This window comes from Pseudomonas sp. CVAP#3, assembly GCF_018986375.1.
GTDB lineage: Bacteria > Pseudomonadota > Gammaproteobacteria > Pseudomonadales > Pseudomonadaceae > Aquipseudomonas > Aquipseudomonas helvetica.
Genome location: NZ_JAHMSC010000012.1, coordinates 25210 through 40860, shown reverse-complemented (window position 1 = coordinate 40860; position 15651 = coordinate 25210). Strand labels below are relative to the sequence as shown.

The window sequence follows — 15651 nt, the reverse complement described above, 5'->3', positions numbered from 1 at the left end:
GGGACGCGGGGCGTAACTGATTGAGGTCAGTCTAGGCCAAGTATCGGATAGTAAACCAGACATGGGCGCTGGTGTCCTACCCGATAACGCTTCTGGCCTGTCAGATGTCGGCAGGCTGCTCGGCGACTTGCTCGCTGAGCTTGTCAGCCAGGCGGACGAAGGCCGCCAGATCGAGCTGCTCCGGGCGCAGGCTGCCGTCGACGCCGGCGGCTTCGATTTCAGCATTGCTCAGCAGGGCCTTGAGGGTGTTGCGCAGGGTCTTGCGGCGCTGGTTGAAGGCTTCGCGAACGACGCGCTCCAGCAAGCGATGGTCTTTGGCCGGGTGCGGCAGCATGGCGTGCGGCACCAGGCGGACGATCGCCGAGTCGACTTTTGGTGGCGGGTTGAAGGCGCCAGGGCCGACGTTGAACAAGTGTTCGACTCGGCAGTGGTACTGAACCATGATCGACAGGCGACCCCAATCGCCACCGCCAGGACCTGCGGCCAGACGCTCGACCACTTCCTTTTGCAGCATGAAGTGCATGTCGCGGATGATGCCTGCGTTGTTCAGCAGGTGGAAAATCAGCGGCGTGGAGATGTTGTACGGCAGGTTACCGACGACGCGCAGGCTGTTGGGTGCGGCATTCAAGCTGTTGAAGTCGAACTTCAGTGCATCGCCCTGGTGCAGGTTGAAATTGCTCTTGCCGGCGAATTGCTGGTTGAGGATCGGGATCAGGTCCTTGTCCAGTTCAACCACGTCCAGTTGGGCGCCGCTATTGAGCAGGCCTTCGGTGAGCGCGCCCTGGCCCGGGCCGATTTCCAGCAGACGGTCGTCGGGCTTGGCATGAATGGAGCGCAGGATGCGGTCGATAACGCCAGCATCGTGCAGGAAGTTCTGGCCGAAACGCTTGCGCGCCCGGTGTTGGTAATGCTCGGTCATAAACGGGTCTCGGCCATCTGGTAGGCGGTTTCCAGGGCGACTTGCAGGCTGCCGGTGTCGATTTTTCCGCTACCAGCCAGGTCCAGGGCGGTGCCGTGGTCGACTGAAGTGCGGATGATCGGCAAGCCGAGGGTCACGTTGACTGCCGCGCCGAAGCCTTTGTATTTCAGCACAGGCAGGCCCTGGTCGTGGTACATCGCCAGCACCGCGTCGCAGTGCTCCAGATATTTGGGGGTAAACAGAGTGTCGGCGGGCAGGGGGCCACGCAGGTCCATGCCTTCAGCGCGCAGACGCTCCAGGGTTGGTTCAATAATGTCGATTTCTTCGTGGCCCAGGTGTCCGCCTTCGCCGGCATGCGGGTTGAGTCCGCAAACGAGGATGCGTGGCCGGGCGATGCCGAACTTTTGTTGCAGGTCGGTGTGCAGAATCCGTGTAACCCGCTCCAGGCGTTCAGGGGTAATTGCATCGGCAATCTCCCGCAACGGCAGGTGCGTGGTAACCAGCGCGACTCGCAAGCCGTGTGTGGCGAGCATCATCACCACTTGAGGGGTGTGAGTCAGGTCTGCGAGGAACTCGGTGTGGCCGGAGAAGGCAATGCCCGACTCATTGATCACGCCCTTATGCACGGGGGCGGTGATCATTCCGGCGAAGTGCCCGTCCAGGCAGCCAACGCCTGCGCGGGTCAGGGTTTCCAGGACAAAGGCGGCATTGGCCTTGTCCAGTTGTCCGGCAGTAACCGGTGCGCTGAGCGGAGTATCCCAGACATACAGGCTGTTGGCCGGCGCAGGAACGTCCGGCCAGCTGTCCGGTGTTACCGGCAGCAGATCAACGACCACGCCCAGCTGCGCGGCCCGCTCAAGGAGCAGGTCGCGGCTGGTGATGGCAATCAGGGGGTGTGGCTGGGCTTGCGAGGCGAGTAGCAGGCACAGGTCAGGACCTATGCCGGCCGGCTCGCCGGGTGTCAGCGCAAAACGCTTGGGGTTCACTTCGCCGCCTGGTCGACGCCAGGGAGCTTGATTTCAACGTAGGCTTCGTCACGGATCTGACGCAACCAGGTTTGCAGCTCTTCGTCGTATTTGCGGTTACGCAGTACGGTCATGGCCTGCTGTTCACGGGCCTGGCTGGTGCTGTCGGTGGCGCGGCGGCCAAGGACTTCCAGAACGTGCCAGCCATATTGAGTCTTGAACGGCTTGGACAGCTGACCTTGTTGGGTCTTGGCCATTACTTCGCGGAATTCCGGCACCAGCGCGTTCGGGTCGATCCAGTTGAGGTCGCCGCCGTTAAGGGCAGAACCCGGGTCTTCCGAGTAGCTTTTTGCCAGTTCAGCGAAGTCTTCGCCCGCAGAAATACGGGTGTAGAGCGATTGAGCCAGAGCCTTGGTTTTTTCTTCGTCGCGGATCGGGCTCGGTTTGACCAGAATATGGCGAACGTGTACTTCGTCACGCACCTGGTTGCCGCCGCCGCGTTTTTCCAACACTTTGAGGATGATGAAACCGCCCGGTGTACGTGCCGGTTGGGTGACATCGCCCACTGACATGGCACTCAGCTCGCGGTCAAACGGAGGTGGCAGTTGAGCAGCTTTACGCCAGCCCATGTCGCCACCTTCCAGTGCGTTGTCGCTCGCGGATTTGGCGATGGCCAGTTGAGAGAAGTCAGCACCCTGCTTGAGTTGCTGATAGATCTCCATGGCCTGGCGCGCAGCGTTCTGAATCGCTTCCGAATTGGCGCTTTCCGGGGTCGGGATCAGGATGTTGGCCAGGTGCAGCTCTTCAGAGAGTTGCACTTTGCCCAGGTCGGAGGCGAGGAAGTTTTTCACTTCCTGCTCGGACACCTGAATTCGTTCGGCCACACGACGCTGACGAACACGGCTGATGATCATCTCGCGACGGATCTGGTCACGAGCGTCGTCGTAAGACAGGCCGTCGTGAGTCAGTGCCGCACGGAACTGATCCACAGTCATGTTGTTGCGCTGGGCAATGGTGCCGACAGCCTGGTTCAGTTCTTCATCGCTAATGCGGATGCCAGAGCGTTCGCCAATCTGCAGTTGCAGGTTTTCGACGATCAGGCGTTCGAGCACCTGCTGTTCCAGCACGCTGGTTGGTGGTGTGCCGCCACCGCGCTTGGCGATGGTTTGCTGAACTTCATGAACCCGCTGGTCCAGCTGGCTCTGCATGACCACGTCGTTGTCGACGATAGCCACCACTTTGTCGATGGACTGTACCGCGGCGTTAGCCGCGGTACCCAGGAACAGCGCGCCCAGCAGCAGCGGGCGCAGACAATCAGAAAGCTTGGTCTTCACGTTCACGATAACCTTGAATGCCTTTGTCGAGGAAGCTCTCTACCTTGGCGCCAGTAACGCCACCGAGACCTTTCAGAACAATTTGGAGGAAGACGCCATGGTCGCCTTTTTCGTTTTGCGGGGCTTCTTGACTGAACTCGTCATACGACACCCAGTAACGGTTGATCAGGCGCAGTTTCCAGCAGCAGTTGTCGTACTCGAAACCACCGAAGGCTTCCAGGGTGCGGTTGCGGTTGTAGTCGTACTGCCAGCGGCTGATGGCATTCCATTGCGGCACGACTGGCCAGATCACCGAGAAGTCGTGCTGTTTGATCTTGTAGTAATCCTTCACGAAACCAGGTGTGCCAGGGGTGCCATAGTCACCGCCACCCACAGTCCACTTACCAGTGGTCTGGTCGTAACGAACCTGGTCATTGCGATAGCGATAACCGGCGTTGATGACCTTGTTCGGGTTGTCTTCCGGCTGGTAGTGGAACATCGCGCTACCCGAGCGAGGTTTGCGGCTGTCCGGGTCCCAGTTGTAGTCAGCCGTGGTCCGCCAATCGCGGTTCCAGCGATATTCGTATTCCAGGGCATACGGCGAAACGTTGGACTGTGCATCGGCACGGGTTGTTGCATCGATACCTGGCAGCTGTACTTTGCGGTCCTTGAAGTACATGGCCTGGCCGACGCTGACGCGTTGACGTTCGAAACCGTTGTCTTCGATCCAGCGGTTGGTCACGCCCAGCGACAACTTGTTCTCGTCGCCGACGCGGTCGGAGCCCGAGAAGCGGTTGTCGCGGAACAGCGAGGCGTAGTTGAACGTGTACTCGCCTGTGTCGAATACCGGGATATTGCTCTGGTCTTTCTCGGGCACATAAAGATAGTACAGGCGAGGTTCCAGGGTCTGGCGGTAGTTCTTGCCGAACCATTGGGTGTTACGGTCGAAGTACAGGCCGCTGTCGATACTCGCGATAGGAACCGCACGACTCTGATTTCGGCTGTAGGTGCCGAGGAGGCGATCCTGCTCCGCGGTCTGGCCGGCGACCTGGCCTTTACCTGTGCTATCCAGGTCAAGATCGTACTGAGTGTACTGATACTTGAGCGTTGGTTTCAGGAAACCATAGGTCGTGTTGAGCGGAAGACTGATGCTTGGCGCCGCATTGAGGCGATTGCCGTTGGCGCGCGCCACGCCGAAGACGTTAGTGTCCAGACGAGGAGTGCCTATAGCATTGCCATTCGCATCAAAAGGACCACCATCCTGGTCGAAATACTTGCCAGTTTGCAGGCTCCGTTCAAACCGCACAGCTTCTGTTTCGTAGGCGAAGTTCAACCCACCCGGTTTTTGCGGCAGGAAACCATTGAAGGTGATCTGCGGCAGACGATTATAAGGCGTGATGTTCGAAATCGACGCCAGCTGGTAAGCCTGCAGGTTGAGGCGTGCATTGTAAGTGTCGCCACGGTAAGTGACCGAACCTTGCTGGTTCACGTAGTCGGAAACACTTTTGACGCCCAGTTGCCCGGTCTCCAGATCCTGGAAGTAGTACGGATCGCTGATCTTGGTGTAGTCGACCTGGGTGAATATCCGCGAATCCAGGCCACCCTTGTGCTGCCAGTTGTACATGTAGCGGGTTTTTTCGTAGTCGGACTGCAACTTGCGTTCGGTGTCGTCATCGTTGAGGTACGCGGCGCCGAACTGACCTTCGCTGGATTTGGTCAGGTAGCGGAACTCGCCTTCCATCAACATGCCACGCTTGCTCATGTAGCGCGGGTACACCGTGGCATCGTAGTTCGGTGCCAGGTTGAAGTAATACGGTGTTTCCAGCATGAAACCGGTTTTGGTGCTGGTGCTGAAGCTTGGCGGCAGGAAGCCGGACTGGCGACGGTTATCTATCGGGAAATAGATATACGGGGTGTAGAACACCGGAATGTCCTTGACCCGCAGTGTCACGTTGGTCCCGGTACCGAAACCGGTCGCCGGGTTCAAGGTGATGTTGTTGCCCTTGAGCTGCCAGGCGTTGCTGTTCGGTTCGCACGTGGTGTACGTACCATCCTTGAGGCGGATGATCGCGTTCTCGGCACGTTTGGCATACAGCGCGCTGCCGCGGACACGGGATTTGTGCATCACGTATTCGGCATTGTCGACTTGGGCTTCACCGGTATCGAGTTGCACTTCAGCGTGATCGCCGACGATCAGTGCGCCGTTGTCGCGCACGCGCACGTTACCGTTCAGATCGCCACGGTTTTCGGCTTGATACAGGTTGGCTTCATCGGCCTCGACCTGCATGCTGCCCTGGCGCATGACCACGTCACCGGCGAGGGTCGCCACCTGTTCATCCTGCTGGTAGCGGGAGGCTTTGGCGCCGATAAAGGTCGGGGCGTCACTTTTATTCGTCGTGTCATTCATGCCAGGACGAATTGGTTCGATATAGGAACCAGAGCAATAAGGACCTGTTTCAGCCAATTGGGCAGCGGTGAGCTTCTCACGCGGGACCCAGTCGAGGTGACTGTAGTCGGCACTGCGCGACTTCAGGGCGCGGCCCTTGGCTTCGGTGACCAGCACAGGCTTTTTGGTGGTTTCGCCACCTGCAGTGCTGCTCTCGGCCGTTGACTCGTTGCCCGAGCTGACCGCGCTGCCCTCATGTACAGGGCGCGGTGGTAATTGGGCTGCGTTGGCTTTTGGCGCGCAGTCCCAGGCACCCGAAGCAGAGACTGAGCAGTCATACTGTTCCGCGGCGACCACGAACGAAGTGGCTAGAGGTTGCAGGGCCAGCAAACTGCCGGTGACCAACAACGGAAATTTTTTACGAAACGCGGGGGATTTCAATGCCATCTTATTAGTCCGGGCTTCCTGCGTGCCATCTGCCCGCGGTGTGGGCCGCACGCCTCTCGATGGTCTGAAAAAGATGCTGGATAATAAAGCATGACCCGCTTGACGGCTAGCGCCGTCGGAGACCCTTGTAATGCCTGACCAAGATGTACGCTTGCAACACCTGAAAGTTTGGCTCGATGAGCAATTGGCAACGCTGTTTGCCGCACAAGGTTGGGGTGCCGTACCCCCGGCCACATTGACCGCGGCCAGCAGCGACGCGAGTTTCCGCCGTTACTTCCGTTGGGAAGGCGCCGGCCGCAGCTTCGTCGTGATGGATGCTCCACCGCCCCAGGAAAACTGCAAACCGTTCGTGGATATCGCCTTTTTACTGGCGAAATCCGGAATTAACGTGCCAAAAATCTACGCACAAGACCTTGAACGCGGTTTTCTTTTGCTCAATGACCTGGGCAACAAGACCTATCTGGACGTGATCGACAACGAAAATGCCGACGATTTGTTCAAGGATGCCTTGCAAGCGTTGCTGGCTTTTCAGCAGTTGCCGATGGATGCGCCACTGCCCAGCTATGACGTGGCACTGTTGCGTCGCGAGCTGGAACTGTTCCCCGAGTGGTACGTGAAGCGCGAGTTGGGCATCGAGTTCGATTCGGCGCAGCAAATGCTCTGGCAACAAGTCAGCGACAAGCTGATCGACAGTGCCCTGGCTCAACCGAAAGTGCTGGTGCATCGCGACTACATGCCACGTAACCTGATGCTCAGCGAGCCTAACCCCGGCGTGCTGGATTTCCAGGACGCGGTGTACGGGCCGGTGACTTATGACGTGACGTGCCTGTTCAAGGACGCCTTCCTCAGCTGGCCCGAGGAGCGTGTGCGTGCTTGGCTGGCGAACTACTGGCAGCAAGCGGGGGCTCTCGGTATTCCGGTTCAGCCCGATTTCGAAGACTTCCTGCGCGCCAGCGACCTGATGGGTGTGCAGCGTCACTTGAAAGTGATTGGCATTTTCGCCCGCATCTGCCATCGCGACGGCAAGCCGCGCTACCTCGGCGACGTGCCGCGCTTCTTTGCTTATATAGAGGCAGTGATCGCCCGTCGCCCTGAACTGGTGGAACTGGATGTGTTGCTGGCCAGTCTGCGCCAGTCGGTCGGAGTGACTGCATGAAGGCAATGATTCTGGCGGCCGGTAAAGGCGAGCGCATGCGCCCGCTGACCCTGACAACACCCAAGCCGCTGGTGCGCGTTGGCGGGGTGCCGCTGATCGAGTACCACCTGCGAGCGCTGGCGGCGGCAGGTTTCAGCGAAGTGGTGATCAATCACGCCTGGCTGGGACAGCAGATCGAAGATTACCTGGGCGATGGATCGCGTTATGGCCTGAGCATCCAGTACTCGCCGGAAGGTGAGCCGCTGGAAACGGGCGGCGGGATCTTCCGCGCCTTGCCGCTCCTGGGTGATGAGGCCTTTGTGGTGGTCAACGGTGATATCTGGACCGATTACGACTTCACGGCATTGCGTCAGCCGATGGTGGGCCTGGCCCACCTGGTGCTTGCCGATAACCCGGCGCACCACCCGACCGGTGATTTCAGCCTGGTCGACGGCCAGGTGCGCGATGGTCAGCCTGGTGCACAGACCCTCACCTACAGTGGCATCGCGGTGCTGCATCCGAAGCTCTTCGCGGCGTGCGCGGACGGTGCCTTCAAACTGGCCCCGCTGTTGCGCGACGCCATGGCGCAAGGGCAGGTGAGTGGCGAGCGACTGCACGGGCACTGGGTCGATGTCGGCACCCACGAACGTCTGGCTGAAGTTGAACACTTGATAGAAGCGAGCTACTGACATGTTGTGGCCAGGGACTCTGATCGGAGCCGGAGCGGGCTTTGCCATAGCCAGCATTCCGGGGGCCATGCTCGGCGCATTGTTAGGACAGGCGCTGGACCGGCGCTTGCAACTGCAAAGCCTCGGGCAGTTGCGTGAGCGACTCGGTGGTCGGCCGATGTTGCGTAACGATGAACTGTTGTTTGTATTGCTGGGACGTCTGGCCAAGAGCGATGGCCGGGTGGTGGATGGTCATATCTATCAGGCGCGTCAGGAAATGCGTTCGCTGGAAATGAGCGAGCCGGCGCAGAAGCGCGCAATCGCGGCGTTCAACCGTGGCAAATCGGGACATGATCGCTTGCGCGGTTACCTGTGCCGTTTAAGCGCGCAGCCGCATGCCGCCGAAGGTGTCTTGCGCGCCTGTTGGCGGATGGTCTGGGCCGACGGACGTGCCGGAAGCGCCGAGCGTGAGCTGATTTCGCAGTGGGGCAAGTGGCTCGGCTGGACGCCGGAGCAGGTGCAGGCCCTGGCCAGCGATTACGAACCACAAAAGAAGACTCTGGTTAACAGCGCGGCGGCGTATCAGGAGGCGTTGCGGGTGCTCGGGGTGTCTGCCACCAGCGAGCCGTCGCAAATCAAGCGTGCATATCGACGCCTGCTCAGTCGCCATCACCCGGACAAGATCGCCGGCACGGGGGCGACACCTTCCCAGGTGCGTGAAGCGACTGACAAGACTCGCGAATTGCACAACGCCTATAAGTTGATACGCGAGCGGCGGGATTTTCGTTAACGGCTAATGGAAGGAAAACCCTGTGGCGAGGGAGCTTGCTCCCGCTGGGGCGCGAAGCGGCCCCAAAACGACCACCGCATTCCGTCAGGGGTACCCAATGCGCAGAGTTTGCGACGGCTGCGCAGTCGAGCGGGAGCAAGCTCCCTCGCCACAGTTATAGGTCAGACGATAAATCTGTATCCGCCGATCAACTACCAGCGTTCTGCGGATTCAACCAGCCGCGCACACGCCGGAACAATTGTTCCTGTTCGGCAGCGCTGTTACCGGGCAAGGTCTTGAGTGCAAGCTGACTGAACGTCGAGGCCTTCAGGCGTTTGCTGGCCTGCAAGCGCTCCAGGGCAGCACTCTGCACCAGTGCCTTGTCCTTGTAGTAGATGTCGAAGGTGGCCAGTTTCAAGGTGGTGGTCAATTCCGCCAGTCCGGGCTTTGCGGCCACGGGTGTCTGCGCGGCGACCATCACGAATTTCGCGACTTGCGACGGTTGTTTTTCGCTCAGGTAGCGCGCGGCCCAATAAGCCCCTGTACCGTGACCGAGCAAGACAATGCTGCGAGCATTTTGTTGTTCGGCGAAAGCAATGGCTGCGTCGATCCGTGCGTAGATCCGCTCGGCGTCAGCCTTGGCTTGCTCTTCGCTGGTCTCGGCAACCGCGCGATCGGCGATATCTCCTTCACCGCCGGCCACTTGCTCGATGGGGGCCGCAGTGCTGGCGTCTTTGCTGCCGGTCTCGGGTTTGGCAGGCGCGGGTGCGACGTTGACGACGCGCGCTTGCGGGGCATTGCTTTGCAGGTCTGGCAGAGTAAGACTCAGGCTGCCCCAGTCGGCATCGGGCAGTTTTTGCCGCAAGGGACTGATCGCTTGAGGCCAATCAGCGGTTTCTCCAGCGCCGGGGATGATAATTACCGCACCTTTTGGGGTGCTGGTATTGGCCGGTTTCCACAGCGCGAGAAAGCTGTCACTGCCGGCCTGCAACGACTGTTGCTCTTGCGCGGGAACCGTTCGTTCGAGAGCGACGGCTTCTTCCTGGCTACGCTCTGGCAGAGGCTGGCGTTCGGCCGGTTTTGCTTCGGCGGGTTTTTCCGCGGTAGCGGATGCCGGGGCGGCAGCCTGAGCTGAAAAGGCACAAGGCAGGATCAGCGACAGGCACAATGCTGGCAGTGCCAAGCGGTAGACAGGGGGCATCGGATATTCCAGGCCAGAAGTAATCCCGGCAGCCTAATGGGTTGGTCAGTATTTGTCAGTGTGTGAGACTTAGGATGATGCGTTTTCGCTGCCTGTTGGTTATCGGCTGTTGCTGGCTTCCCTTGATGGCATGGGCGGCACCGGCGTTGCCTGCGCATGGAGTGCCGTTGAGCGTCGAGCAGCGCCAGTGGCTCGCTGAGCACAACGAACTGCGCGTGGGTGTGGTGCTGCAAGCACCTTTTGCACAGTACGACCGGCGCTTGCAGCGGTTGTCCGGAGCCAATATCGAATTGATGCAGTGGGTAGCCCGCTCGCTGAATATCGAGTTCTCGTGGCGCCACTTTCCTGATGTGGCGCAACTGGAAGAAGCCGTGCGCGAAGGTGAAGTCGACCTCGCGCCGGGTATGACCCAAACCCCCGCCGGCTTGCGTCTATGGCAATTCAGCGACCCGTACATGCGTGTGCCGCAACTGGTGGTCGGCGAACAGAAGGGCGCCGGTGCCATCGAACTGGAGAAACTCGACAGCCACTCGCGGGTCGCTGTACGCATGCCTGGTGCGATTGCCGACTATCTACGCAACACTTACGGCAATCTCAACTTGCAAGGCGTGCCGTCGGAGCGTGAGGCACTGCAACTGCTGCTGGCTCAACAGGCCCGCTACGCTGTCGTTGATGAAGCCCAACTCAGCCGTTTGTCGATCGAACCCGAATTCTCCGGGTTGGTGGTGGTCGGCGATATTGGCCTGCCGCAATTGCTACGGGTGGCGACCCGCCGCGACTGGCCGGAGTTGGCCGGCATCGTCGAAAGCGCCTTGCATGCGATTCCCGCCAAGGATCTTGAGCAGTTGCACGCGAGCTGGCTGCAACCCAAATACCCGCGCCTGACCGAGTCGCCGGGGTTCTGGCAAAACCTTTGCCTGTTGTTGGCTGTGTTGTTCCTCGGCAGCATGGCCATCGTGCTGTGGCAGCGCCGTCAGCAACATACCCTTGAGCAGCGTTTACTGGCGGCCCGCGAAGACATTGCCCTGCGCGAGGCCAGCGAAGAAGCGTTGCGCCTGACGCAGTTTTCGATTGATCAAAGCACGGTCGGGATCCTCTGGGTCAATTGGGACAGTCATGTGCGTTACGCCAACCGTGCGGCGGAGGCGATGCTCGGTTATGCACCGGGTGGTGTCATTGATCGGCCACTGATCGACTTCGAGCCCGGGTTGCACATGGACCGTTGGTTGAACCTGTGGAAGAGTGCCCGGGCCAGTGAAGACGCGCCACAAAGTTTCGAAACCAACTGCGTGCGTGCCGATGGCAGCATTTTGCCGGCCGACGTGTCGTTGAGTTTCCTGCGGTTTCGCGACAGCGAGTATCTGGTCGTTTACCTCAACGACGTTACCGAGCGCCGTCGGGCTCTGGCCGCCCTGCAGGAAAGCGAAGCCCGGTTGCAGGGGATTGCCGCCAACGTGCCGGGCCTGGTCTTTCGCCTGGAACGGGCGCCGGTGACCGGGCAAATCGACTTTGCCTACATCAGCGAGGGCAGCGAGAGCCTGGTGGGGTATTCACCGGCAACCTTGAGCCGTCGCGACATGGGCCTGCGCAGTCTGGTGCATCCGGATGACAAGGCGAGTTATCACCAGACCCAGGATTACGCATTGGACACCGACAGTGACTGGTCGTGGCAAGGCCGGATTCTCACTCGCCAGGGCGAGGAGCGCTGGGCCGAGATCAAGGCCATCACGCGTCGGCTCGACGATGGTGCATTCGTCTGGGACGGGATTGTCTGGGACATCAGCGAGAGCAAACGCATCGAGCTGGAACTGGCCAGCTCCCGCGAGCAATTGCGTGAACTGTCTGCGCACCTGGAAAGCGTGCGGGAAGAGGAAAAGGCCCGGATTGCCCGTGAAGTCCACGATGAGTTGGGTCAGATGCTGACGGTGCTGAAGCTGGAAACCTCGATGTGCGAATTGGCCTACGCCGATCTCGACCCAGGCTTGAGTGAGCGTCTCAACAGCATGAAGCGCCTGATCGCCCAACTGTTCCAGCTGGTGCGGGACGTGGCCACGGCCTTGCGCCCGCCGATTCTCGATGCCGGGATCGCGTCTGCCATCGAGTGGCAGGCCCGGCGTTTCGAAGCGCGCACGCAGATCCCGTGTCTGGTGCAAGTGCCGGATAACCTGCCGACCCTCAGCGATGCCAAGGCGATCGGTCTGTTCCGGATTCTTCAGGAGGCGCTGACCAATGTCATGCGCCATGCGCAGGCGCATACTGTTGAACTGACACTGGTGCAGGAAGGCGACGAGTTGTGCCTGACGGTCAGCGATGATGGCGTAGGCTTTGTCGCCCCCGAAGGCAGGCCGACTTCCTTCGGGGTGGTCGGCATGCGTGAGCGGGTGCTGATCATGGGCGGCCAGTTGTCGCTGGAGAGTGAGCCGGGCGAGGGCACGACCCTGTGCGTATGTGTGCCGCTGGATTGATGAAAGATTGGGGCGTACCTCTGTAGGAGTTGCCGCAGGCTGCGATCTTTAATGGCGCTCAACCCATCAATGAGGAGAAAAGCGTGATCCGTGTACTGGTAGCCGAAGACCACACCATCGTCCGTGAAGGCATCAAACAGTTGATCGGCCTCGCCAAGGATTTGCTGGTGGTGGGGGAGGCGAGCAATGGCGAGCAACTGCTCGAGACCTTGCGCCACATTCCCTGCGAGGTGGTGTTGCTGGATATCTCCATGCCCGGGGTTAACGGGCTGGAGGCGATTCCGCGGATTCGCGCACTGAACAATCCGCCGGCGATCCTGGTGCTGTCGATGCACGACGAGGCGCAAATGGCGGCTCGTGCACTGAAGGTCGGCGCTGCCGGTTATGCCACCAAGGACAGCGATCCGGCGTTGCTGCTGACGGCGATTCGCAAAGTCGCGGCAGGCGGGCGTTACATCGATCCGGAGCTGGCGGATCGAATGGTCTTCGAGGTCGGCCTGACGGATTCGCGGCCGCTGCATTCGTTGCTCTCGGAGCGCGAGTTCTCGGTGTTCGAGCGCCTGGCCCAGGGTGCCAACGTCAATGACATTGCCCAGCAACTGGCGTTGAGCAGCAAAACCATCAGCACCCACAAGGCGCGGCTGATGCAGAAGCTCAACATCACCTCCCTCGCCGAACTGGTGAAGTACGCGATGGAGCACAAGCTCCTCTGAACTCCCTGTTTACCCTGTAGGAGCAAGCTTTGCTCCTACAGAGGAACGTGTTGGCATGTCTATTTGCGACATGACAGAAAGCCCGGCCCCACCGGCTTTTGTGGCTTGCAGCCTGATGCTGGCCACTATCGTTTATCGACATACCCAATCCCGCCATCCTTGTAGGGCAATCCCTACACCCAACCTTCCATCCGGCTGAGGCGATTCTCTCCTGCACCCCGATTTGCGCGGTCTGCAGGCTCCACTAGGCTTAGTCCTCAGCAGTCCTACATATAAAGAATACAAAGGTGCAGGTATGAGCGAGGTCGATTCAAGCGCTGGGGCGAGTGATGTTCTGGTCAGCTTTCGTGGAGTGCAAAAGAGCTACGACGGCGAGAACCTGATCGTCAAAGACCTCAACCTGGAGATTCGCAAAGGCGAATTCCTCACCTTGCTCGGGCCGTCCGGCTCCGGCAAGACCACCAGTCTGATGATGCTCGCCGGTTTCGAAACGCCGACCGCCGGCGAAATCCTGCTGGCCGGACGTGCGATCAACAACGTGCCGCCGCACAAGCGCGACATCGGCATGGTGTTCCAGAACTATGCATTGTTCCCGCACATGACCGTGGCCGAGAACCTCGCGTTCCCGCTGACCGTTCGTGGTCTGAATAAAAGTGACGTCAGTGACCGGGTCAAGCGCGTGCTGAGCATGGTTCAGCTCGACGCGTTCGCCCAGCGTTATCCGGCGCAGCTTTCCGGTGGTCAGCAACAACGTGTGGCCTTGGCCCGGGCGCTGGTATTCGAACCACAACTGGTGCTGATGGACGAACCGCTGGGGGCACTGGATAAACAACTGCGTGAACACATGCAGATGGAGATCAAGCACCTGCACCAGCGCCTCGGCGTGACCGTGGTCTACGTGACCCACGACCAGGGTGAAGCCCTGACCATGTCCGATCGCGTGGCGGTCTTCCATCAAGGCGAAATACAGCAGATCGCGCCACCGCGCGAGCTCTATGAAAAGCCGAAAAATACCTTCGTCGCCAACTTCATTGGCGAGAACAACCGTCTCAACGGCCGTTTGCATAGCCACACTGGCGACCGCTGCGTGGTTGAGCTGGGGCGTGGTGAAAAGGTCGAAGCGCTGGCAGTGAATGTCGGCAAGACCGGCGAGCCAGTGACGCTGTCCATTCGTCCGGAGCGCGTGAGCCTTAATGGTGCAAGCGATCTGTGCGTCAACCGCTTCTCGGGAAGGGTGGCGGAATTCATCTATCTGGGCGACCACGTCCGTGTTCGCCTGGAAGTCTGCGGCAAGACCGACTTCTTCGTGAAACAGCCGATCGCCGAGCTTGATCCGGCGCTGGCAGTCGGAGACGTGGTACCGCTTGGCTGGCAGGTCGAACACGTTCGCGCGCTCGACCCACTTCTAGAGGCGAACTGATCGCCCCACCGCTTCACCAACACCAACCCGCACGTGGAGAGAATAATAAATGTTGAGATCCCTGAAGTTCACAGCCCTCGCACTTGGCATGATGGGCGCAGCGCACGCAATGGCCGGCCCAGACTTGACCGTGGTGTCGTTTGGTGGCGCGAACAAGGCGGCGCAGGTCAAGGCCTTCTACGCACCGTGGGAAGCCGCGGGCAACGGCAAGATCGTCGCCGGTGAATACAACGGTGAGATGGCCAAGGTCAAAGCCATGGTCGACACCAAGAGCGTGTCCTGGGATCTGGTAGAGGTTGAATCGCCAGAACTGTCCCGTGGTTGCGACGAAGACATGTTCGAGCCGCTTGACCCGGCACTGTTCGGCAAGTCCGAAGATTACGTGAAGGGTGCCATCCAGCCTTGCGGCGTGGGCTTCTTCGTGTGGTCGACCGTGTTGGCCTACAACGCCGACAAACTGGCAAGCGCTCCGACCAGTTGGGTGGATTTCTGGGACACCAAGAAATTCCCGGGCAAACGTGGCCTGCGTAAAGGCGCCAAGTACACCCTGGAATTCGCCTTGATGGCCGACGGCGTTGCGCCGAAAGACGTCTACAAAGTGCTGGCCAGCAAGGACGGTCAGGACCGCGCCTTCAAGAAACTCGATGAGCTCAAGCCAAGCATTCAATGGTGGGAAGCCGGCGCTCAGCCGCCACAGTATCTGGCTTCCGGCGATGTGGTCATGAGTTCGGCCTACAACGGCCGGATCGCTGCCGTGCAGAAAGAAAGCAACCTGAAAGTGGTATGGAACGGCGGCATCTACGACTTCGATGCCTGGGCTATTCCAAAAGGCCTGGATAAAACCCGCGCCGCCGCCGCGAAGAAATTCATCGCGTACTCGGTCATGCCGCAACAGCAGAAAACCTACTCGGAAAACATCGCCTACGGCCCGGCCAATACCCAAGCCGTACCGCTGTTGTCCAAAGACATTCTGAAAGACATGCCGACCACCCCGGAAAACATCGCCAACCAGGTGCAGATCGACGTCAGCTTCTGGGCTGACAACGGTGAGCAACTGGAACAGCGTTTCAACTCGTGGGCTGCGAAGTAAGCAGAGGGCTCGCCCTCCTGTGAGGGCGAGCTTTGTGGCGAGGGAGCTTGCTCCCGCTTGAGTGCGCAGCACTCACAAAATTGGTGGTTGTTAACAGCATTTTGGGGCCGCTTCGCAGCCCAGCGCGAGCAAGCTCGCTCGCCACAAAGGTCGCTCCCAC

Annotated in this window: 12 protein-coding genes; 7 read left to right on the top strand and 5 right to left on the bottom strand. The window is 59.9% G+C overall.

Annotated features, from left to right (window positions below):
- Positions 1-100: 100 nt before the first annotated feature.
- From rsmA to KRR23_RS19700, 4 genes are read right to left on the bottom strand one after another with little or no spacing between them, the layout of a single operon-like run.
- Positions 101-919 (bottom strand): 16S rRNA (adenine(1518)-N(6)/adenine(1519)-N(6))-dimethyltransferase RsmA, encoded by an 819-nt coding sequence (gene rsmA / locus KRR23_RS19715; RefSeq protein ID WP_216743872.1) that lies wholly within the window; start codon positions 917-919, stop codon positions 101-103.
- On the bottom strand, positions 916-1905 hold the full coding sequence (gene pdxA / locus KRR23_RS19710; RefSeq protein ID WP_054594310.1) for a 4-hydroxythreonine-4-phosphate dehydrogenase PdxA: 990 nt from the start codon (positions 1903-1905) through the stop codon (positions 916-918). Before pdxA ends, rsmA begins: the two co-directional genes overlap by 4 nt.
- On the bottom strand, positions 1902-3224 hold the full coding sequence (gene surA / locus KRR23_RS19705; protein WP_173859940.1) for a peptidylprolyl isomerase SurA: 1323 nt from the start codon (positions 3222-3224) through the stop codon (positions 1902-1904). The genes pdxA and surA overlap by 4 nt, the downstream gene beginning before the upstream one ends.
- Positions 3199-6030: an LPS-assembly protein LptD gene (locus KRR23_RS19700; RefSeq protein WP_216743871.1), complete on the bottom strand. Its 2832-nt coding sequence runs from the start codon at positions 6028-6030 to the stop codon at positions 3199-3201. The genes surA and KRR23_RS19700 overlap by 26 nt, the downstream gene beginning before the upstream one ends.
- Positions 6031-6160: 130 nt before the next feature.
- Between KRR23_RS19700 and KRR23_RS19695 the strand changes: the two genes are divergently transcribed.
- The 3 genes from KRR23_RS19695 to KRR23_RS19685 are packed head-to-tail and all read left to right on the top strand — an operon-like array spanning position 6161 to position 8623.
- Positions 6161-7186, top strand: a complete 1026-nt coding sequence (locus tag KRR23_RS19695) for an aminoglycoside phosphotransferase family protein (protein ID WP_216743870.1) — start codon at positions 6161-6163, stop codon at positions 7184-7186.
- A complete protein-coding gene (gene murU / locus KRR23_RS19690; protein WP_216743869.1) occupies positions 7183-7854 on the top strand; it encodes an N-acetylmuramate alpha-1-phosphate uridylyltransferase MurU in 672 nt (223 codons plus the stop codon). Before KRR23_RS19695 ends, murU begins: the two co-directional genes overlap by 4 nt.
- A gap of 1 nt (position 7855) precedes the next feature.
- Positions 7856-8623 carry a DnaJ domain-containing protein gene (locus KRR23_RS19685; protein ID WP_216743868.1) on the top strand — a complete coding sequence of 256 codons (768 nt, stop codon included), beginning with the start codon at positions 7856-7858 and terminating at the stop codon, positions 8621-8623.
- A 187-nt stretch (positions 8624-8810) separates the two neighbouring features.
- Here the strand turns inward: KRR23_RS19685 and KRR23_RS19680 are convergent, their stop codons facing one another.
- On the bottom strand, positions 8811-9803 hold the full coding sequence (locus tag KRR23_RS19680; protein ID WP_216743867.1) for an alpha/beta hydrolase family protein: 993 nt from the start codon (positions 9801-9803) through the stop codon (positions 8811-8813).
- A gap of 74 nt (positions 9804-9877) precedes the next feature.
- Here KRR23_RS19680 and KRR23_RS19675 point away from each other — a divergent pair, with 74 nt between their 5' ends.
- From KRR23_RS19675 to KRR23_RS19660, 4 genes are all read left to right on the top strand, one after another.
- Positions 9878-12268, top strand: coding sequence for a transporter substrate-binding domain-containing protein (locus KRR23_RS19675; RefSeq protein WP_216743866.1), 2391 nt, complete (start codon positions 9878-9880; stop codon positions 12266-12268).
- 83 nt (positions 12269-12351) lie between these two features.
- Complete coding sequence (locus KRR23_RS19670; RefSeq protein WP_024265168.1) at positions 12352-12981, top strand: response regulator transcription factor; 630 nt, start codon at positions 12352-12354, stop codon at positions 12979-12981.
- 295 nt (positions 12982-13276) lie between these two features.
- Positions 13277-14401 (top strand): ABC transporter ATP-binding protein, encoded by a 1125-nt coding sequence (locus KRR23_RS19665; protein WP_216743865.1) that lies wholly within the window; start codon positions 13277-13279, stop codon positions 14399-14401.
- Positions 14402-14450: 49 nt separating this feature from the next.
- On the top strand, positions 14451-15491 hold the full coding sequence (locus KRR23_RS19660) for an ABC transporter substrate-binding protein (protein ID WP_216743864.1): 1041 nt from the start codon (positions 14451-14453) through the stop codon (positions 15489-15491).
- The last annotated feature ends 160 nt before the right edge of the window (positions 15492-15651 follow it).